The sequence below is a fragment of the Nonomuraea salmonea genome (assembly GCF_042428605.1).
Classification (GTDB): Bacteria; Actinomycetota; Actinomycetes; order Streptosporangiales; family Streptosporangiaceae; genus Nonomuraea; species Nonomuraea salmonea.
In genome coordinates, this window is sequence record NZ_JBHMCF010000038.1 from 294972 (window position 1) to 313389 (window position 18418).

General features: G+C 70.2%; 19 protein-coding genes. 4 read left to right on the plus strand and 15 right to left on the minus strand.

Features of this window, described 5'->3' with window-relative positions; all coding sequences use genetic code 11:
• The first annotated feature begins 11 nt into the window (after positions 1–11).
• Genes ACFFR3_RS33705 through ACFFR3_RS33715 form a run of 3 tightly spaced genes read left to right on the plus strand, consistent with a single transcriptional unit; the run spans position 12 to position 2459 of the window.
• Complete coding sequence (locus ACFFR3_RS33705) at positions 12–1157, plus strand: NADH-quinone oxidoreductase subunit D (RefSeq protein WP_364367650.1); 1146 nt, start codon at positions 12–14, stop codon at positions 1155–1157.
• Positions 1154–2281: an acyltransferase family protein gene (locus tag ACFFR3_RS33710; RefSeq protein ID WP_345392380.1), complete on the plus strand. Its 1128-nt coding sequence runs from the start codon at positions 1154–1156 to the stop codon at positions 2279–2281. Before ACFFR3_RS33705 ends, ACFFR3_RS33710 begins: the two co-directional genes overlap by 4 nt.
• Positions 2274–2459: a hypothetical protein gene (locus tag ACFFR3_RS33715; protein WP_345392383.1), complete on the plus strand. Its 186-nt coding sequence runs from the start codon at positions 2274–2276 to the stop codon at positions 2457–2459. Before ACFFR3_RS33710 ends, ACFFR3_RS33715 begins: the two co-directional genes overlap by 8 nt.
• Here the strand turns inward: ACFFR3_RS33715 and ACFFR3_RS33720 are convergent.
• From ACFFR3_RS33720 to dacB, 11 genes are all read right to left on the minus strand, one after another.
• Positions 2456–2914 carry a DUF3180 domain-containing protein gene (locus ACFFR3_RS33720; protein ID WP_364367656.1) on the minus strand — a complete coding sequence of 153 codons (459 nt, stop codon included), beginning with the start codon at positions 2912–2914 and terminating at the stop codon, positions 2456–2458. The two genes, ACFFR3_RS33715 and ACFFR3_RS33720, sit on opposite strands and share 4 nt — an antisense overlap.
• Complete coding sequence (gene folK / locus ACFFR3_RS33725) at positions 2911–3414, minus strand: 2-amino-4-hydroxy-6-hydroxymethyldihydropteridine diphosphokinase (protein WP_345392386.1); 504 nt, start codon at positions 3412–3414, stop codon at positions 2911–2913. Before folK ends, ACFFR3_RS33720 begins: the two co-directional genes overlap by 4 nt.
• On the minus strand, positions 3411–3776 hold the full coding sequence (gene folB / locus ACFFR3_RS33730) for a dihydroneopterin aldolase (RefSeq protein WP_345392389.1): 366 nt from the start codon (positions 3774–3776) through the stop codon (positions 3411–3413). Before folB ends, folK begins: the two co-directional genes overlap by 4 nt.
• Positions 3766–4212 carry a nuclear transport factor 2 family protein gene (locus ACFFR3_RS33735; protein WP_345392392.1) on the minus strand — a complete coding sequence of 149 codons (447 nt, stop codon included), beginning with the start codon at positions 4210–4212 and terminating at the stop codon, positions 3766–3768. Before ACFFR3_RS33735 ends, folB begins: the two co-directional genes overlap by 11 nt.
• Positions 4209–5066: a dihydropteroate synthase gene (gene folP, locus ACFFR3_RS33740; RefSeq protein ID WP_446686060.1), complete on the minus strand. Its 858-nt coding sequence runs from the start codon at positions 5064–5066 to the stop codon at positions 4209–4211. Before folP ends, ACFFR3_RS33735 begins: the two co-directional genes overlap by 4 nt.
• A 69-nt stretch (positions 5067–5135) precedes the next feature.
• On the minus strand, positions 5136–5714 hold the full coding sequence (folE, locus tag ACFFR3_RS33745; protein WP_345392395.1) for a GTP cyclohydrolase I FolE: 579 nt from the start codon (positions 5712–5714) through the stop codon (positions 5136–5138).
• On the minus strand, positions 5711–7705 hold the full coding sequence (gene ftsH, locus ACFFR3_RS33750) for an ATP-dependent zinc metalloprotease FtsH (protein WP_355412651.1): 1995 nt from the start codon (positions 7703–7705) through the stop codon (positions 5711–5713). Before ftsH ends, folE begins: the two co-directional genes overlap by 4 nt.
• Before the next feature lie 251 nt (positions 7706–7956).
• Positions 7957–8508, minus strand: coding sequence for a hypoxanthine phosphoribosyltransferase (hpt, locus tag ACFFR3_RS33755; protein ID WP_364367661.1), 552 nt, complete (start codon positions 8506–8508; stop codon positions 7957–7959).
• Between the two features lie 10 nt (positions 8509–8518).
• Positions 8519–9511 carry a tRNA lysidine(34) synthetase TilS gene (gene tilS / locus ACFFR3_RS33760; RefSeq protein ID WP_364367664.1) on the minus strand — a complete coding sequence of 331 codons (993 nt, stop codon included), beginning with the start codon at positions 9509–9511 and terminating at the stop codon, positions 8519–8521.
• A 285-nt stretch (positions 9512–9796) separates the two neighbouring features.
• Positions 9797–10873 carry an Rv3626c family coenzyme F420 biosynthesis-associated protein gene (locus ACFFR3_RS33765; RefSeq protein WP_364367667.1) on the minus strand — a complete coding sequence of 359 codons (1077 nt, stop codon included), beginning with the start codon at positions 10871–10873 and terminating at the stop codon, positions 9797–9799.
• 130 nt (positions 10874–11003) lie between these two features.
• Positions 11004–12428, minus strand: coding sequence for a D-alanyl-D-alanine carboxypeptidase/D-alanyl-D-alanine endopeptidase (gene dacB / locus ACFFR3_RS33770; RefSeq protein ID WP_364367670.1), 1425 nt, complete (start codon positions 12426–12428; stop codon positions 11004–11006).
• A gap of 84 nt (positions 12429–12512) precedes the next feature.
• Between dacB and ACFFR3_RS33775 the strand changes: the two genes are divergently transcribed.
• Positions 12513–13004: an inorganic diphosphatase gene (locus ACFFR3_RS33775; RefSeq protein ID WP_355412661.1), complete on the plus strand. Its 492-nt coding sequence runs from the start codon at positions 12513–12515 to the stop codon at positions 13002–13004.
• A gap of 7 nt (positions 13005–13011) precedes the next feature.
• On the opposite strand, the gene ACFFR3_RS33780 is transcribed toward ACFFR3_RS33775, so the two are convergent.
• The 4 genes from ACFFR3_RS33780 to ACFFR3_RS33795 form a co-directional block, all read right to left on the minus strand.
• Complete coding sequence (locus ACFFR3_RS33780; protein WP_379484451.1) at positions 13012–14115, minus strand: C40 family peptidase; 1104 nt, start codon at positions 14113–14115, stop codon at positions 13012–13014.
• A gap of 115 nt (positions 14116–14230) precedes the next feature.
• Positions 14231–15748, minus strand: coding sequence for an RNA polymerase sigma factor (locus ACFFR3_RS33785; protein WP_379484452.1), 1518 nt, complete (start codon positions 15746–15748; stop codon positions 14231–14233).
• A gap of 135 nt (positions 15749–15883) precedes the next feature.
• A complete protein-coding gene (locus tag ACFFR3_RS33790; protein WP_364367678.1) occupies positions 15884–16687 on the minus strand; it encodes a hypothetical protein in 804 nt (267 codons plus the stop codon).
• A gap of 77 nt (positions 16688–16764) precedes the next feature.
• Entirely contained in the window at positions 16765–18375 is a 1611-nt protein-coding gene (locus ACFFR3_RS33795; protein WP_364367680.1) for an ABC-F family ATP-binding cassette domain-containing protein, read from the minus strand.
• Positions 18376–18418: the final 43 nt, after the last annotated feature.

Sequence of the window (18418 nt, forward strand, 5' to 3'; positions counted from 1 at the left end):
AGCATGGCCGTATGACGGAACGTGTGGTCGGAATCGGCGCGGGCGCGAAAGAGCTGGCCACCGAGGACATGATCCTCAACATCGGGCCGCAACACCCCTCCACCCACGGCGTGCTGCGGCTGCGGCTGACGCTCGACGGCGAGCGCATCGCCACCGCCGAGCCGATCATCGGCTACATGCACCGGGGTGCGGAGAAGCTGTTCGAGGTGCGCGACTACCGTCAGATCATCATGCTCGCCAACCGGCACGACTGGCTGTCGGGGTTCGCGAACGAGCTGGGCGTGGTCATCGCCGCCGAGCGCATGCTGGGCATGGAACCGCCGGTGCGCGCCGTCTGGGCCCGCACGCTGCTCGCCGAGCTCAACCGGGTGCTCAACCACCTGATGTTCCTCGGCTCCTACCCGCTTGAGCTGGGCGCGATGACGCCGCTGTTCTACTCCTTCAACGAGCGCGAGCGCATCCAGGCCGTCATGGAGGAGATCTCCGGCGGGCGCATGCACTACATGTTCAACCGGGTCGGCGGGCTCAAGGAGGACCTGCCGCTGGGCTGGCTCGACCGGGTGTCGGCGGCCGTCGCGGAGACCCGCCGCCGGGTGCCCGACATCGAGAACCTCATCCTGCACAACGAGATCTTCATCGCCCGCACCAAGGGGGTGGGGGTGCTGACCCGGGAGCAGATCCTGCAGTACGGCGTCAGCGGCCCCATCGCCCGTGCCTCCGGGGTGGACATCGACCTGCGGCGCGACGATCCGTACCTGGCCTATGGGGAGCTGCCGGTGAAGGTCGTCACGCGGAGCGCGGGCGACTGCCACGCGCGCTTCGAGGTGCTGCTCGACCAGCTCAAGGTCTCGCTCGACCTGGCCGAGGTCTGCGTCGAGCGGCTGCGCTCGCTGCCGCCTGGGCCGATCAACCAGCGGCTGCCCAAGGTGCTGAAGGTGCCGGAGGGGCACACGTACGCGTGGACCGAGAACCCGCTCGGCATCAACGGCTACTACCTGGTCTCCAAGGGCGACAAGACGCCGTGGCGGCTCAAGCTGCGCTCGGCGTCGTACAGCAACATCCAGGTGCTGCGGGAGATCCTGCCCGGGCACCTGGTGGCCGACATGGTGGCCATCCTCGGCTCGATGTTCTTCGTCGTGGGTGACATCGACAAGTGAGCGGGCAACAACGGGACAAATACGTCGACTGGCTGCGGGCGCTCAGCCTGATCGTCGTGGTGGTCTGGCACTGGGCGTTCACCATCCTCGAATGGAAGCCGCACGGCCCCGAGCCGACCAGCCCGCTCGGCTTCACCTCAGGGTTATGGATTCTCACCTGGCTGCTGCAGGTGCTGCCGCTGTTCTTCTACGTCGGCGGGCACGTGCACCTGCTGTCGTGGCGGCGGGCCAAGGGGCGCGGGACCGGCATCGGGGCGTTCGTGCTGCGGCGCATCCGCGCGCTCGCCTTACCCGCGCTGTTCCTGTCCGGGGTGTGGGTCGTCATCGGGGCGGTGGTGACGTACACGTTCGGGGTGGACTGGATGTGGCGGGTGGTGCTGCTGGTGCTCAGCCCGCTGTGGTTCCTCGGCGTCTACCTCGTGCTCATCGCGCTGCTGCCGGTCGCGCTGTGGGTGCACCGCCGCTACGACGTGCTCGCGCTGATCTGGCTCGGCGGCACGGCGCTCGTCGTGGACGTGCTGCGCTTCCGCTACGGCATCGAGTGGGCCGGCTGGCTCAACATGATCGTCGTCTGGGGCCTCGCCCACCAGGCCGGCTTCTTCTACGACCGGGTCGTGGAGCTGCCGCGCCGCTACGACGCCGCCCTGCTGTGGACCGGGCTGTTCGCCCTGTTCGGGCTGGTGTACTCGGGCATCTACCCCGGCTCGATGGTCGGCGTGCCGGGCGACAAGTGGTCGAACATGGCACCGCCCACGTTCGTCATCGTCGCGCTGCTGCTGTTCCAGATCGGGCTCGTCGAGGTGCTGCGCCCGGCCATGGAGCAGGTGCTGGAGCGGCCGCGCTGGCGGCGGCTCAACGACTTCATCAACCGGTACTCGCTACCGCTGTTCCTCTTCCACACCACCGGCATGGCCATCTCGCTGGGCCTGTCGTGGTGGCTCTTCGGCACGCTCGGCGACCAGATCCCGCCCGACCTGAAATGGTGGCTCGAACGCCCGATCGCCATCATCGGGCCGCTGATCTGCACCACTCCGGTCATCTACCTCTTCGGCCGGCGCCGGGCTTCCGTCCGGCAAACGCAGGACAAGGGTGTCGGCGGATCCATAAGCTCGACGCATGGCTGAGATCGCCTTCCGGGCCAACGCCGAAGACGAACGGATCATCCGTACCGCGTTGCGGGAAGGTGAACGGCCCAGCGACGTGCTGCGTCGCGCACTGCGCCTGCTGCAGCGGGAGATCTGGCACGACCGCCTCGCCGCCGCCGAGCAGCGGGCCGTGGAGGGCCTGCCCGACGAGCGCTAGCGGCGCTCCTCGTCCTCCGGCTTCTTCGGCACCCGGCAGCAGTGCTCCAAGTAGAGGGCCGCGCAGACGAGCAGCACGCAGGAGACGAACGAGCCGGTCGAGATGAAGAACTCGCCGCGCGGCGTCTCCCTGTCGAGGAGCTGCACCGTGTGGAGCGCGAAGCCGGCGAAGACGCCGCCGAACACCGCGCCCGCGTACGCCGACGCCTTGCCCAGCGCCGCCAGCCTGGCCACCGCGAGCGGCTCGACCGGCTTGGTGCCCGGCTTGCGGGCGAGCCTGGCCTTGGTGGCCCAGCCGCTGTAGCCCTCGCCGAGCGCCAGCAGGAGCAGGGTGGGGATGGCGGTCCACGGCAGCAGCGGCAGCCTGCCGTAGTCGCTCATCATGATCGCCGCCCAGGTGGCGAGGGCGACGACGACCAGGATGCCGACGAGGGGGCCGGGGGACGTGGGCTTCAATCGGGCCTCTGCAGCTTGAGATCCTCGCGCAGGCGTACGCCCCGCCGGTCGAGCCCTTCGAGCAGCCCCGCCACCGCGCCCTTGCCGGGCAGCACCCCCTCGGGGTCGCAGTCGGCCCACGGCACCAGCACGAACGCCCGCTCGTGCGCCCGGGGATGCGGCAGCGTCAGCTCGGGATCGTCGGAGACGACGTCGCCCACCACGATCAGGTCGATGTCGAGAGTGCGCGGGCCCCAGCGTTCGAGGCGCTCACGACCGAACGCGTTCTCCACGCCCAGCGCCCGCTCCAGCAGCGTCTGCGGCTCCAGCGTGGTCTCCGCGATGACGATCGCGTTGAGGTAGGGCCGCTGCCCGCCCGGACCGCCCACCGGGTCGGTCTCATAGACCGGGGACGCCTTGACGAACTCCAGGCCAGGCGCGTCGAACAGGGTGTCCAGCGCGTCCTGCAAGGTCGTGAACCTGCGTCCCAGGTTGCTGCCGAGAGAGAGGACCACCTTCATCCGCGGCTCCGCTCGATGGTCACGATCACGTCGTCGAACGGCACCGGGATCGGCGCCGCCGGTTTGTGCACGCTCACCTCGGCCTTGTGCACCAGCTCGTTGGCCAGGCACACGTCGGCGAGCCGCTGCGCGAGCGTCTCGATCAGCTCGACCGGCTCGCCCTCCACCACCGCGGCCAGCGCCTGCGCCAGCTCCCCGTAGTGGACCGTCTTGGTGAGGTCGTCGCCGGCCGCCGCCGGCGCGGTGTCGAGGAACAGCGTCGCGTCCACCACGAACTCCTGCCCGAGCTCACGCTCGGCAGCGAGCACGCCGTGCCGGCCCCGGGCGCGCAGGCCCTTGAGGGTGATGCGGTCAGCGCTCAAGCTCGCCTTCCTCCTCCTCGTCGTCGTCGGCCTGCAGCACCGGCGACCCGTGGTGCATCCACAACCGCCAGCCCTGCGCGGTGCGGATGTAGACGTTGCTGGCCACCACCTTGCCCGCGGCGAAGCTGGCCTCACCCTCCTCCCCCGCGGTCAGGATGTTCTCCACACAGGTCAGCACGGCCACGTCACCCAGCACCGTCGTGTTGACGTCGGTCAGCACGAACTGGATGTAGGTGGTGTTGGCCATGATCAGGGCCCACGACCGCAGCACCTCGGAGCGGCCCGACAGCAGGGTCCAGCCCGGGTGTACGCAACTCACCTGGTCGTCGGTGGTGTCCTCGGCCCAGATCTCGGTCATCTTGTCCAGGTCGCCGCTCTCGATGGCGGTGTAAAACTCCTGGTTGACCGTCTCGATGGCGGCGGTGTCGACGCTCATGTGCCTGCTCCGGCTCTCTTCCATGCGGCGGCCACGCGCACGGCATCGGCATTGGGACCTACTTCGTGCACGCGTACGCACCAGGCTCCGGCGTGCGCGGCCAGTGCGGTCACGGCCAGCGTGGCGTCGTCGCTGCGACTGAACGGCCGGGGCGTGCCGTCGGGTTCGGCCAGCAGGCGCCCCAGGAACCGTTTACGTGAAGCCCCGATGAGCAGCGGGAAGCCGAGCTCCGCGAGTTGCGGGATGCCGGCCAGCACCGCCCAGTTGTGTTCGGCGTTCTTGGCGAAGCCCAGGCCCGGGTCGAGCACGATCTGCTCCTCCGTGACGCCCTCCGCCATCACCAGATCGACCCGCTTGCTCAGCTCTTCGCGCACCTCCGTCACCACGTCGGTGTAGACGGCGCGGGACTCCATGTCGTGGCTGTGCCCCCGCCAGTGCATCACCACGTAGGAGACGCCGGTGTCGGCCACCACGCGCGGCATCTCCGGGTCGGCCAGGCCGCCGCTGACGTCGTTGACGAGCCGCGCGCCCGCCTCGACCGCCGCCCGCGCCACCTCGGCCCGCATCGTGTCGACGCTGACCACCACGCCGTCGGCGGCCAGCGCCCTGATCACCGGGACGACCCTGGCCAGCTCTTCGTCCAGCGGCACCCGGGCCGCGCCAGGGCGGGTGGACTCGCCGCCCACGTCGACGATGTCGGCCCCCTGATTCACCAGGTCGAGGCCGTGCTGGACGGCGGCGTCGGCGCCGAACCACTTGCCGCCGTCAGAGAACGAGTCGGGCGTCACGTTGACCACACCCATGACGAGGCACCGATCCGCACCTCCCGGCACGTTGATGGGCACGCTAGTCATGGGCCAAGCCTAGGCGCTTCCCCACACCTGCTGACATCGTGGGTACCCCGTTCGCCGCTCGCGACCTGATCAGCGCCCCAGGATGAGCGCCATGGCCTCGGACCGGGTCTTGTCGCTCGTACGGAAGTCGCCCCGCACGGCCGACGTGACGGTCTTGGCGCCCGGCTTGCGTACGCCGCGCATCGTCATGCACAGGTGCTCGCACTCCACCACCACGATCACCCCGCGCGGCTCCAGCACCCGCATGAGCGCGTCGGCGATCTGCGAGGTCATCCGCTCCTGCACCTGCGGCCGGCGGGCGAACACGTCGACCAGCCTGGCCAGCTTCGACAGCCCCGTGACCTGGCCCTTCGCGTTGGGGATGTAGCCCACGTGGGCCAGGCCGTGGAACGGGACCAGGTGGTGCTCGCAGGTCGAGTAGACCTCGATGTCACGCACGAGCACCATCTCGTCGTGATCGACGTCGAAGACCTTGTTGAGCACCTCTTCCGGCGTCTGGCCGAGCCCGGAATACTGCTCGGCCATCGCGCGGGCGACCCTGGCGGGCGTCTCGACCAGGCCGTCGCGGTCGGGATCCTCGCCGATGGCGTAGAGGATCTCGCGTACGGCCTTCTCGATCCGCCCGAGGTCGACGTCGTGCTGCGTCACGTACTTTCCCCGGAGGGCAGGGCGTCCTGGTGGCCCGAGGTGAGCGAGCCGTTGGCCGACTGCTCCTTCGGGGTCAGGATCGGCGGCCGGTCGGACGGCAGCCGCTTGCCGTAGCCCGCGTAGGACGGGCGGTGCTCCTTGACCACCACGGGGGCGAAGATCTGCAGCACCTGCTCGCGGGAGAGCGTCTCCTTCTCCATGAGCTCCAGCACCAGGTTGTCGAGCACGTCGCGGTATTGGACCAGGATGTCCCACGCCTGGTCGTGCGCCGTCTCGATCATCCGGCGGACCTCCTCGTCGATCGTGGAGGCGATCTTCTCGGAGTAGTCGCGCTCGTGGCCCATCTCGCGGCCCAGGAACACCTCCGCCTGGCCGGTGCCGAACTTACGGGCGCCGAGCTGCTCGCTCATGCCGTACTCGGTCACCATGCGGCGGGCGACGGCCGTGGCCTTCTCGATGTCGTTGGAGGCGCCGGTGGTGGGCTCGTGGAAGACGAGTTCCTCCGCCGCGCGGCCGCCGAGCAGCATCGCGAGCTGGTCCATCATCTCGGACCTGGTGGCCAGGAACTTGTCCTCCATCGGCAGCGTCATCGTGTAACCGAGCGCGCGGCCGCGGGACAGGATCGTGATCTTGTGAACCGGGTCGGAGTTGGGCAGCGCGTGCGCCACCAGTGCGTGACCGCCCTCGTGGTAGGCGATCATCTTCTTTTCCTTGTCGGACATGACCCGCGTCTTGCGCTCGGGCCCTGCCATGACGCGGTCGATCGACTCCTCGAGGACGTCCATCGTGATGAGCTTCTGGTCGGCCCGCGCGGTGAGCAGGGCCGCCTCGTTGATCACGTTGGCCAGGTCGGCGCCGGTGAACCCGGGGGTGCGGCGCGCGATGACGTCGAGGTCGACGTCGGGAGCGAACGGCTTGCCGCGGCCGTGGACCTTGAGGATGCCCTTGCGGCCCTCGAGGTCGGGGCGGTCGACCGTGACCTGCCGGTCGAAGCGGCCGGGACGCAGCAGCGCCGGGTCGAGGATGTCGGGCCGGTTGGTCGCGGCGATGAGGATCACGCCGCCCTTGACGTCGAAGCCGTCCATCTCGACGAGCAGCTGGTTGAGGGTCTGCTCGCGCTCGTCGTGACCGCCGCCCAGGCCGGCGCCGCGGTGGCGGCCGACGGCGTCGATCTCGTCGATGAAGATGATCGCGGGGGCGTTGGCCTTGGCCTGCTCGAACAGGTCGCGCACACGGGAGGCGCCGACACCGACGAACATCTCGACGAAGTCGGAGCCCGAGATCGAGTAGAACGGCACCCCGGCCTCGCCGGCGACCGCGCGGGCCAGCAGCGTCTTACCGGTGCCGGGCGGGCCGTACAGCAGCACGCCCTTGGGGATCTTGGCGCCGATCGCCTGGAACTTGGCCGGGGCCTGCAGGAACTCCTTGATCTCCTGGAGCTCCTCAATGGCCTCGTCGGCACCCGCGACGTCGGCGAACGTGGTCTTGGGGGTGTCCTTCGTGATGAGCTTCGCCTTCGACTTGCCGAAGTTCATCACCCGCGAGCCGCCGCCCTGCATCTGGTTCATGATGAACAGGAAGATCAGCACGATGATGACGATCGGCAGGAAGCTCACCAGCAGGCTCAGCAGGATGTTCTCCTGCGGCACCTCGGTGGTGAAGCTCTTGGTCTTGCCGGCGTCGACCTGAGCCTGCAGCTCGTCGGTCAGCTTGCTGCCGTAGCCGGTGACCCAGTCGGACTGGATGAGGTTGGTCGGAGTGCCGCCCGGCTCAACCGCGACCGGGTTGACGAGCTTCACCTCGATCCGGTTGTCCTTGTCGACAATCTTGGCGTTGCTGACGTTTCCGGCGCGAATCTGCTGCAGAACCAAGGACGTGTCGGCCGACTTGTAATTTCCACCGCCACTCCAGAGCTGAGTGACGAGGAGGAGCAGCACGACGATGCCCAGGATCCACAGCAGTGGCCCACGTGTAAATCGCTTGAGATCCATCCGATGCGGAACCCCTTGCGGGCCCGTCCCTTCCTGACCATGGCCTGGAACCCCGGGCACGCCCGGGGCCGCGGCATCCGGCACCGCGACTTCTGACTACCCGAAGGGGACACGTGGTCACCCTCCCGGAGTCTGAAGGTACACCGGCAGAGCGCACGGAGGGACCCGCCCGCTACACCGGTCTTGCCCTATCAACGTACGTCACGTTGCGCCATGTTCCCGGCCATTGCCGGAAGGGAGGGCCCGAAGCGCTATCGATATACGTGCGGCGCCAGGGTGCCGATGAACGGCAGGTTGCGGTAGCGCTCCGCGTAGTCGAGCCCATAACCGATGACGAACTCGCTGGGAATGTCGAAGCCCACGTATTTGACGTCGATCGGCACCTTCACCGCGTCGGGTTTCCGCAGCGCGGCGCAGATCTCCAGCGACGCCGGATTGCGCGACTTCAGGTTTTCCAGCAGCCAGTGCAGCGTCAGGCCCGAGTCGATGATGTCCTCGACGATCAGCACATGACGGTTCAAGATGTCGGTGTCGAGGTCTTTCAGCACGCGTACGACGCCGGACGACTTGGTGCCCGCGCCGTACGACGACACCGCCATCCAGTCCATCTGCACCGGCACGTGCAACGCTCTGGCCAGGTCGGCCATCACCATGACCGCGCCCTTCAGCACGCCGACGAGCAGCACTTCCTTGCCCGCGTAATCCTCGTCTATCCGGGCCGCGAGTTCTTTGATCTTCGCCTGGAGCTCGTCCTCGGGAATGAGCACCTTTTCCAGGTCATTGCCCATGTCGGCAGCGTCCACCTGTGGTTCCTTACGGGATGGGACTGATGGCGAATATCAGGGTGCCATACCGCCGGACGGCGGACAGACCCCCGGGCAGATCCACGGCTTTCTGCCCGTGCCAGTGCGTGAGCAGCCGGTCCACCGCCAGCACGTGGGTCGCCGACAGGGCTCCGGACGGCGCTCCCGCCGCGATCGCCGCCCTCCGCACCATCCGCCGCCTCACGGCGCCGGGCAGCTTCTCCAACTCCGTCACCGGCAGCCTCACCGACCCGCCGATATCGCTTAGAGCGCAATTTTCGTACGCGGAATCGGCCCACTCGTCGAGCGCGTCCGCGTCCTCCCGCGCCATGGCCGCCGTCCGCGCGAGCGCCTCCGCCACCCCCGGCCCGAGCTCCGCCTCCAGCACCGGCAGCACCCGCCGGCGGACCCGCACCCGGGTGAAGCGCGGATCCTCGTTGTGTGGATCATCCCAGGGCCGCAGACCGAGCGCGCCGCAAGCCGCCACCGTGGTCGCCCGAGGGATGCCCAGCAGCGGGCGCCGATAGATCGCCGCGACGGATGCCATCCCCGACAGACTCCGAGTGCCGCTCCCCCGGGCCAGCCCCAGCAGAACCGTCTCAGCCTGATCATCCCTGGTGTGCCCCAGCAACACCGCCGCCGCCCGCAGCCTCTCCGCCGCCTCGCTCAGCGCCGCATACCGCGCCTCCCTGGCCGCCGCCTCAGGCCCTCCTTCAGTACCGACGGTGACGGTCAGCACCTCGGACGGACCGAGCCCCATTTCCGACCCGATCCGCGCCACAGAGACGGCCCGCTCCCCCGACCCCTCCTGCAGTTGATGATCAACGGTCACCAGCCCGGCCCTGAGCTCGGCCCGAGGCGCCACGAACGCGGTCGCCGCCGCCAGCGCCAACGAATCCGCCCCACCACTACAGGCGACGAGAACGAGCGCCCCCTGCGGCAGATCGGCCAACGCCTCCCGCACAGCCCTACGTACATCAGCAACAGCCGGATGTGGACCCACGCACGCATTCTCCCGCCTGCCCCGCCCCACCCCCGACAAGCACCGGCCCCTGCGCACCCGCGCCACCGTGGCTTCCCCGCTCCAGCCGACGCGCGCCGTCTCTCACGAACGGCGTGGACGCGGACCGCCGACCACAGGCGCCGGCCTCCGCCGTACCCCATCCCGCCGACGCGGCGCTCGTGAGAACCCCGAGGAGCGAGGGCTCCCGTCGCTCAGCGGCGCCGCGGTGATGTGGGCGCGTGCCGCTGCTGCGGGGTCGTAAGGCTTTGTTGTCCGACTCCTCTGCTAGGCGGGGAGGGCCGGGGTGCCTATTACGCGGCTGATCCAGGACGTCGGGTCGGCTATCTCCGGGGTCGTGGGGAGGGTTTCGGGGGATGTCCAGATTTTGTTGAAGCCGTCCATGCCCACTCGGTCCACCACCGTGCGGACGAAGGCGGAGCCTTCCGCGTACTGCTTCATTTTGACTTCTATGCCCAGCAGGCGGCGGACCGTGCGGTCGAGGCGGGAGCCGCCCTCGCGGCGTTGCGCGAACTTGGCGCGGATGTCGGCCACCGAGGGGACCACGGACGGCCCTACCGCGTCCATGACGTAGTCGCCGTGGCCCTCCACCAGCGTCATGACGGCCGTGAGGCGGTCGAGGATCTCCTTCTGGCCGGGCGACTGGATGGCGTCGATGAGGTTGCCCTCGCCGCCGCGCACCACGTCGGCGACGGTGTCGGCGGCGTTGCGGAGGCGCTCGAGCAGGGTGGGCAGGTCGAGATCGGACGCGAGCAGGAACTCGGTCATCTGGGAGCGCACGTATTCGCGCAGCCAGGGCACGCCGGTGAACTGCACGCGGTGGGTCTCCTCGTGGAGGCACACCCACAGGCGGAAGTCGTGGGGGTTGACGCCCATCTCGCGCTCGGCGTGGACGATGTTGGGCGCGACGAGCGTGAGCCGCCCCGCGGGCTCCTGACCGGTGGGGTCGGGCGGCAGGAACAGCTCGTACTGCCCCAGCACGCGGGAGGCGAGGAAGGCCAGCACGGCCCCGACCTCGACGCCCGTGATGCGGGAGCCGACGGCGGTGACGATGGCCGGCGGCTGGTTGTCGGAGTTGCCCATGCGCTGCGTGAGCGGCTCGAGCACCACGCGGAAGCCCTCGACGTTGGCCTTGATCCAGCCGGGCCGGTCGACGATGGTCGCCGGCTGCGGCGCGGTCTCCGTGTGGATCTTGGTGAACTGCCGCACGTGCCCTTCGGCCTCGCGTGACAGGGTGCGGAGCTCGGCGACGGCCTGCCTGGCCTCCTCCCGGCTCACCTGTGGGCCGGGGCGCACGAGGCGCGTGCCGGTCGTGACGGCCAGATCCCAGTCGATCACCTGCATACCGTCCACGGTACGTGCTTCTGGTCCGGGCCGCGAAGGACCGTGCGGAGGAACGTGCCGAGGACCGTGCCGAGGACCGTGCCGAGGACCGTGCCGAGGACCGTGCCGAGGACCGTGCTGGGGAACGTGCTCAGGAACGTGCGACGATGGCCGCGAGCCGGTCGAGCACGGGTTCGGCGTTGACCGGCACCTGGTCGGCCATGAAGGCGTAGGTGACCAGCCGCCCGTCCTTGGTGGTGGCGAGCCCGGCGAGCGTGTTGATGTGGTTGAGCGTGCCGGTCTTGGCGCGGACGAGCCCGACCTGGTCCTTGCTGTCGCCGCCGGTGAAGCGCCGCCCGTTGCCGAGCGTGCCGGAGAAGCCGGCGATCGGCATGCCGGTGGCGACCGCGCGCAGCTCGGGGTGCTGCGGCGCGCCGGCCAGGGCGATGGCCTTGGCGAGGGCGTGGGGGCTGATGCGGTTGCGGATGGACAGGCCGCTGCCGTCGGAGAGCGAGACGTTCTGGGCCAGTCCGAGCCGCTGCAGCACGGCGTTCACGGCCTTGCCGCCGCCGCCGAACGACGGCTGCTGGCCCTCCTTGATGGCGACGTGCCGCATGAGGGCTTCTGCGAGGTCGTTGTCGCTGCGGGTGAGGGTGTGCTCGACGAGCGCGTAGAGCGGGGCGGAGTCGACGCGGCCGAGCTCGGCGGCGCCGGCGGGCGCCTTGGCGGGACGTACGGACTTGGCGACGGAGACGCCCTGCTCGGCGAGGAGCCTGGCGAAGGCGTCGGCGGCGTATTGGGGCGGGTTCTGGACCCGGGGGGCGCGGAAGCGGGGGTCCTGGCGGCCCTCGTCGATCATCAGCGCGTGGACGGGGGCGACCTCGCCGTCGGGGATGTAGTTGGGCTTCCAGCCAGGCGCTTTGGGGTTGCCGGTGAACAGGCTGTCGTCGTAGGAGAGGGTGACCTTGCGCACACCCCGCGCCTTGAGCGTGGCGGCGGTGCGCGCGGCCAGGGTGTTCAGGCTCGCCTGCTTCGGGTAGTCGGACGACCTGGCCTGGGGGCCGGCGAGCATGGGGTCGCCGCCTCCGACGAGGACGATCGTGCCGGGCTTGGTCCCCTGGACGACGCGGGTGGACAGCCGGGCGTCGGGGCCGAGCGCGGCCAGGGCCGCGGTGCACGTGATGATCTTCGTGGTGGAGGCGGGGGTGATGGCGGTGTCGGGATTGGCCGCGAAGAGCTGCTCGCCTGTGACGGTGTCGAGGACGACCGCGCCCACCCGTCGGCCGAGCGCATCGTCACCCAGCGCGCTGGCCAACTGCTTCGTCAAAGTACCCTTAGTCGGGAGAGGTCCGTCTCCTGACTTCGCCGAAAGCTGGGCCAGCACAGGCCCCGCGGTGACCACGGGGACGGGGGGAGAGCCTTCCGCCGGGGACGCCGTCGGATCGGTCGGCGCAGACCCGCTCGTCAGCGCGCTCAGGTTGAAGTCGGTGGTCATCGCGTAAACGCCGATGACGATCGTCAGGACCTGGAGCACGGCGAGGGTGGTCAGCATCACCAACCGGTCGCGCCGCGCCACGTCGCCTGCCCTCTCTCCTGTGTTCGCCTACGAGACATTAACGCCCGCCCGGGGGTGCCCGGGGGCCTGAGCGGAGGAACCGCGGTGGAGTTCGACGTTGTCGTTGAGATTCCCAAGGGACAACGGAACAAGTACGAAGTCGATCACGAGACCGGCAAGATCAGGCTTGACCGGCTGCTGTTCACCTCCACGCAGTACCCCGCCGACTACGGCTTCATCGAGAACACCCTCGGTGAGGACGGCGACCCGCTCGACGCGCTGGTGCTGCTGCAGGAGCCGACGTTCCCCGGGTGCTACATCACGTGCCGTGCGGTGGGGATGTTCCGGATGACGGACGAGAAGGGCGGCGACGACAAGGTGCTGTGCGTGCCGTCCACCGACCCCCGCATGCATCACATCCAGGACATCCACCATGTCTCGGAGTTCGACCGCCTGGAGATCCAGCACTTCTTCGAGGTCTACAAGGACCTCGAGCCGGGCAAGTCGGTCGAGGGCGCCAACTGGGTGGGCCGCATCGAGGCCGAGGCCGAGATCGAGCGCTCGTTCCGCCGGGCCAAGGAGCACGGTCACCACTGACCTGCCGTCAGCGGGGCCTGGTGGCGCCCACCAGGTCCCCGCGCCAGATCGAGGCCACCCGTACGACGTCGCCGGTCTGCGGCGCGTGCACCATCTGGCCGCGTCCGACGTAGATGCCGACGTGGTGGATGGTCGAGGGGTCGCCGCTGACGTGCGCGAAGAACAGCAGGTCGCCGCGGCGCAGCTGGTCGAGCGGCACGTGCGGGCCCGAGGTCCACTGGGTGCCCGTCCAGTGGTCGAGCCGCACGCCCACCTTCTCCCAGGCCCGCATGGTCAGCCCCGAGCAGTCATAGGTCTCGGGGCCTGCGGCGGCCCACACGTACGGCTTGCCGAGCTGGGTGAGCGCCCAGTTGGCGGCCACGTCCCCCATCCGCGAGCCGCCCGCGACGAGCCCTGACAGGGCCGCCGCGCGCCGCCTGGCGAGGAGCTGGGCACGGGTGCGGGCGGCGTTCACCTTGCGCTGCAGGGTCGTCTTCCTGGCCATCAGCTGCCGGGTCTCGCGCCGCTGGCGGGCGACTGCGGTCTGGGCGGCGAGCTTGGCCCGGCGGGCGCTCTCCGCCGCCGCGAGCCGCTCGGCGTGCGCCCGCCCCGCGTACGTCCGCAGGATCGCGGCCACTTCCTGGGCGTCGCGCAGGCGCCGCATGACCGCGCCCTGCTCCTCCTCCAGATAGCCCAGCACCATGGCCCGGTGCAGGAACCCGTCCGTGCCGCCGCGGTCGGCCAGCATCCCCATGTACGGCTTGACCGTCCCCAGGCCGCCGTAGTTCTCGGCGGCGAGCAGCGCGACGTCCTGCCTGGCCCGTTCGACCTCGGCGTCGGCGGCGGCGAGCCGGGCGGTGGCCTGCTGCTGCGCCTGCTCGGCCCTGCGCAGCCGGACGACCTCCCCGTTGTACGCCTCCACCAGCCGCTCCACCTCGGCCGCCAGCCGGTCGAGCCGCGACTGGGCGGTCACCAGGGCGGCGGTGGTGCGGCTGAGCTGGTGGGAGCGCTCGCGTACGGTCTGGCGGGCCCGCTTGACGTCGTGACGGGACGGACCCGGCTCGGCGAGTGCGGGCGGGCACGTGGCCACCAGCAGGCAGGCAGCGAGGAGCCCGGCCCGGAATGCGCGCATAGGTCCCCCTGAAACCGTTGGTTACTCTATGCGCACGATTCCCCCCGGTTAACTCACGTAACGTGACCACACCGAGCCTCAATCGCCCCTTTCCGAAGCGCTGGCAGAACGCGGTTCAGCTGCGGTTCTCCGTTGGGGTGGCGGACGGCTCGTCCGAGGGCGTGGGGGTGGCCGGTTCCGACGGCGTGGTGGTGGGCGTGGGGGTCTGGGTGGGGCTCGGCGAGGGGGACGGGGTCGGGCAGGGGGTGCGGGGACCGCAGGGCCGGGGCTTCGGCGGGTGGGGGTGCGGGTGTTTCGGGGGGCGCGGGTGCTTCGGAGGTGGGGTCCGGGTCGGCGGGGTCTGCGCCGGCGGGGCCTGCGTCGGGGGCTGCTCGGGCGGCTCTTCCGCGGGCGGCGTGAGCCGCGTCGGCGGCTCCTCCGGTGGCGCGGGCGGGGAGGGCGGTGGCGAGGCGGGCCGGGAGGGCGGCGTCTCCGGCTCGCCAGGCCCTGACGACGGCGGAGCGCCGCCGGTCTGCGTGGCCACCACGGGGACCACCGGCGGCGGCTGCCCCGGCGTCCCCGTGACGCCGAGCGGCTGCGCGGTCGTGCCGTCGAGGATGGGCAGCACGGTCAACGGGACGTCCTCGGGGTCGGCCTGCCAGGGCAGGCGGATGCCGGGCGGTTCGCCCGTGGCCGGGAACGCGGCCGTCGCGACACCTGTCACTCCACCGTTCTCCCTTCCGATGTGCTGGAAGATGACCGCTATCGCCACCACGGTCGCGACCGCCGCCAGCGCGCCCGCCACCGCCTGAGGCCACCTCCTGCCGTGGAGCGCGCCGGGAACGGGAAACCCGGCGGCGCCGAGCGCGGCCGTGCGGCGGGCGACGTAGCGGCGGTAGGGCAGCAGCTCGGGGTCGGCGAAGCAGCTCATCACGCGCACCCGCAGCGTCTCGGGCAGCGCGGGCTCGGGCAGCAGCTCGTAGACCTTGGCGACGGAGACCTCGCGGCTGCGGTGGGGCGCGCAGACCTCGCACCGCGGCAGGTGCCTGACCAGGTGCTCGCGCATCTCCGTGGTCAGCGCGCCGGAGAAGCCGGACAGGATGCGGGCCCTGCGCGGGCAGTCGTAGGGGCCCTTCCTGGCCAGCACCTCGGCGGTGATGGCGTCGCGCAGGCTCTCGCGGGCCTGCTCGTGCAGCAGCTCGACCTGGCGTACGGGCTGCGCGACCACCTGCGCCAGCTCGGCGGCGGGCAGCCGGTGGCGGTGGACGAGCTCGAGCACCTCGCGCTCGGCCGTGGGCAGGCTCTGGACGGCGTTCCAGGCCATGATGCGCAGGTCGGCGTCGGCGGGGTCGTCGAGGACGGGCGCCTCGGCCAGTCCCTCGTCGGCGCCCGTCGGCTCGGCGGCCCTGCGGCGCAGGCACTCGGCTCTGGCCAGCGCGTAGAGCCAGGTGCCGAGCCTGTCGGGGTCGGCCAGGGCGCCGGCGTGCGCCTCGGCGGCGATCAGCGTGTCGCGCAGCGCCACCTGGGCGCTCTCGGCGCTGAGGAGAAGGGACCAGCAGTAGCGGTAGACGCTCTCCGCGTACGCGTCGTAGAGCGTGGCGAGTGCCCCTGGATCACGGGCGCGGAGTGCTTCCACCAGGACGCGGTCAGTCATGTGACCGAAGGTAATGGATCGGTAACTAGTAGTTCCACCACTTCCGGGCTTATGGCCGGTTCTTGTCTGGGAGCGGGCGGATTCCCGTACGGAAATATCGCTCCGCACAGCATTACCGCCCGAAATTTGCGGAAATTACTGCTTGTGTTCGGAGAGGACGGCTGTGCTCCTGTCCACCGCGAACGGCTCGCTGGTCGGCTTGACCGTGTGCATCGGCATCGCGCCGGCCAGCGCCAGCTCCTCGTAAGGACGCCCGGTGGACCCCCAGGTCCTGGCGGTGATCTCGGTCTTGGCGACCTTGGCGTTCTTCGGCAGGCCGAGCACCGACAGCACGAACCTGGGCGCGCTGCCCGCCTTCACGTCGTCCACGAACGTGTCGCCACCGCCGAGGAGTTTTCCGGATTTATCACGCAACATCGCCGTCACGACCAGGCTGCTCACCGGCATTTGATAGGGATTATCGACATATCCGGTAATGAGGTAAGAGCCGTCTTTCTGGGGCAGGGTCTGCACCCGGCTGATCGGGAACGGCTGGAACGACGACACGATCCGCGCCGCCTGCCGCCACCGCGCGGGCCGGTATTGGATCGTCACCTTCGCCGGCTTCACCGAGGCCGGAGCCTGCCCGGTGAAGGCCAGCGAGCCGCCCGGCGGCACCGCGTCGAGCGGCTGGTCCAGCTTCAGCACCTCGGCGCCCTTGGCGTCGTGGCCGACGATGGTGGCGACCACGTGCTCGCCGAAGTGCCACGGGTTGGCGTTGGTCAGCACGCCCGCCCAGTTGACGGCGTACCCGTCGGCGGACTTGACGATGTTGGAGACCTGCTCCTTCATCGCGAGCGGCTTGAGCTGGGGCTGGACGGGACGTTCCTCGCTCGCGCACCCGGCGAGGCAGATCGCCCCGAGTGCGAGGAGGCTGACGGTTCGGCTACGCGGGATCACTTTGCCGTGATAACCCGAACATGGCACGACCGGCAGCGGACACGCGCCAGCCGTACCAACTCTTTAACGCGGGTCTCTCACCGGGGACGCACCACGCGCGACTCGTCCCAGACCGGCTCGGGCGACTCGTAGACCATGCCGTCGGCGCCGAAGACGAGGTAGCGGTCGAAGTCGGCGGCGAACCACCGGTCGTGCGTGACCGCCAGCACCGTGCCGTCGAACGCCTCCAGGCCCGCCTGCAGCGCCTCCGCGCTGGCCAGGTCGAGGTTGTCGGTCGGCTCGTCGAGCAGCAGCAGCGTGGCGCCCGACAGCTCCAGCAGCAGGATCTGCAGCCGGGCCTGCTGACCGCCGGACAGCGTCTCGAAGCGCTGCTCGGCCACGCGGCCGGCCAGCTCGTAGCGGGCCAGCGCCTTCATCGCCTCGTTCTTGAGCCTGGCGTGCTCGGTCATGACGATCTCGACCGGGGTGCGGCCGCGCAGGTCGGGACGCGCGTGGGTCTGCGCGAAGTGGCCGGGCACCACGCGGGCCCCCAGCCTCGCCACGCCCTCGTGGGCGACCTGCTCGCCGGCCAGCAGGCGCAGGAAGTGGGACTTGCCCGAGCCGTTGGAGCCGAGCACGGCGACCCGCTCGGCGTACCAGACCTCCAGGTCGAACGGGCGCATGAGGCCGCTGAGCTCGAGCTGCTCGCAGATCACCGCCCGCTTGCCGGTGCGGCCGCCGCGTAGCCGCATCGAGATGTGCTGCTCGCTCGGCGCCACCTCCGGCGGCCCCGCCTCCTCGAACTTGCGCAGCCTGGTCTGGGCGGCGTGGTAGGCGGCCGCCATGCCGTCGTTGTAGCGCGCCTTGTTCTTCAGCATGTTGACCAGGGCCTTGATCTTGGCGTGCTCTTCGTCCCAGCGCCTGCGCAGCTCGTCGAGGCGCTCGTTGCGGGCCCTGCGCGCCTCCGCGTACGTGGCGAAGCCGCCGCCGTGGATCCAGATGTTGCCCGACTCGACGGTGACGATGCGGTCGGCCGCGTTCGCGAGGAGCTGGCGGTCGTGGCTGACCAGCAGGACGGTCTTGGGGGTCTCCTTGAGCTGCCGCTCCAGCCACTCCTTGCCGGGCACGTCGAGGTAGTTGTCGGGCTCGTCGAGCAGCAGGGTCTGGTCGGGGCCGCGCAGCAGCGCCTCCAGGACCAGGCGCTTCTGCTCGCCGCCGGACAGCGTGGCGACGTCGCGGTATTGCACCCGGTCGAACGGGACGCCGAGCGCGGCGACCGTACAGGTGTCCCAGAGCACCTCGAACTCGTAGCCGCCGGCGTCGGTGTAGTCGCTGATGGCCTGCGCGTAGCGGAGCTGGGTCTTCTCGTCGTCGCGCTCCATCATGGCCAGCTCGGCCTCGTCGAGCCGCTGCGCCGCCTGCCGCACGGCCGGTGGCGCGACGCCGAGCAGCAGGTCGCGTACGGTGCTGCCGTCGCGCACGCTGCCGATGAACTGCCGCATCACGCCGAGCCCGCCGGAGCTCGCCACGCTGCCCTCGACCGGCTGCAGGTCGCCGGCGATGAGGCGCATGAGCGTGGTCTTGCCCGCGCCGTTGGGCCCGACGAGCGCCGCCTTGACGCCCTCGCCGACGCGGAAGGAGACGTCGTTGAGCAGCGGCCGCCCGTCAGGCAGCACGTACGTCAGATGTCCTACTTCCACGTGGCCCATCCCGGCAGGGTAACGGGCGCCCCGCCAGCCGGTCATCCGGATT

Coding starts and splice junctions, on each gene's coding strand:
- ACFFR3_RS33705 (WP_364367650.1), top strand. CDS start 12: ATGACGGAACGTGTGGTCGGAATCGGCGCGGGCGCGAAAGAGCTGGCC.
- ACFFR3_RS33715 (WP_345392383.1), top strand. CDS start 2,274: ATGGCTGAGATCGCCTTCCGGGCCAACGCCGAAGACGAACGGATCATC.
- folK (WP_345392386.1), bottom strand. CDS start 3,414: ATGAAGGTGGTCCTCTCTCTCGGCAGCAACCTGGGACGCAGGTTCACG.
- ACFFR3_RS33735 (WP_345392392.1), bottom strand. CDS start 4,212: ATGAGCGTCGACACCGCCGCCATCGAGACGGTCAACCAGGAGTTTTAC.
- folP (WP_446686060.1), bottom strand. CDS start 5,066: ATGACTAGCGTGCCCATCAACGTGCCGGGAGGTGCGGATCGGTGCCTC.
- ftsH (WP_355412651.1), bottom strand. CDS start 7,705: ATGGATCTCAAGCGATTTACACGTGGGCCACTGCTGTGGATCCTGGGC.
- ACFFR3_RS33765 (WP_364367667.1), bottom strand. CDS start 10,873: ATGCAGGTGATCGACTGGGATCTGGCCGTCACGACCGGCACGCGCCTC.
- ACFFR3_RS33780 (WP_379484451.1), bottom strand. CDS start 14,115: ATGCGCGCATTCCGGGCCGGGCTCCTCGCTGCCTGCCTGCTGGTGGCC.
- ACFFR3_RS33785 (WP_379484452.1), bottom strand. CDS start 15,748: ATGACTGACCGCGTCCTGGTGGAAGCACTCCGCGCCCGTGATCCAGGG.
- ACFFR3_RS33795 (WP_364367680.1), bottom strand. CDS start 18,375: ATGGGCCACGTGGAAGTAGGACATCTGACGTACGTGCTGCCTGACGGG.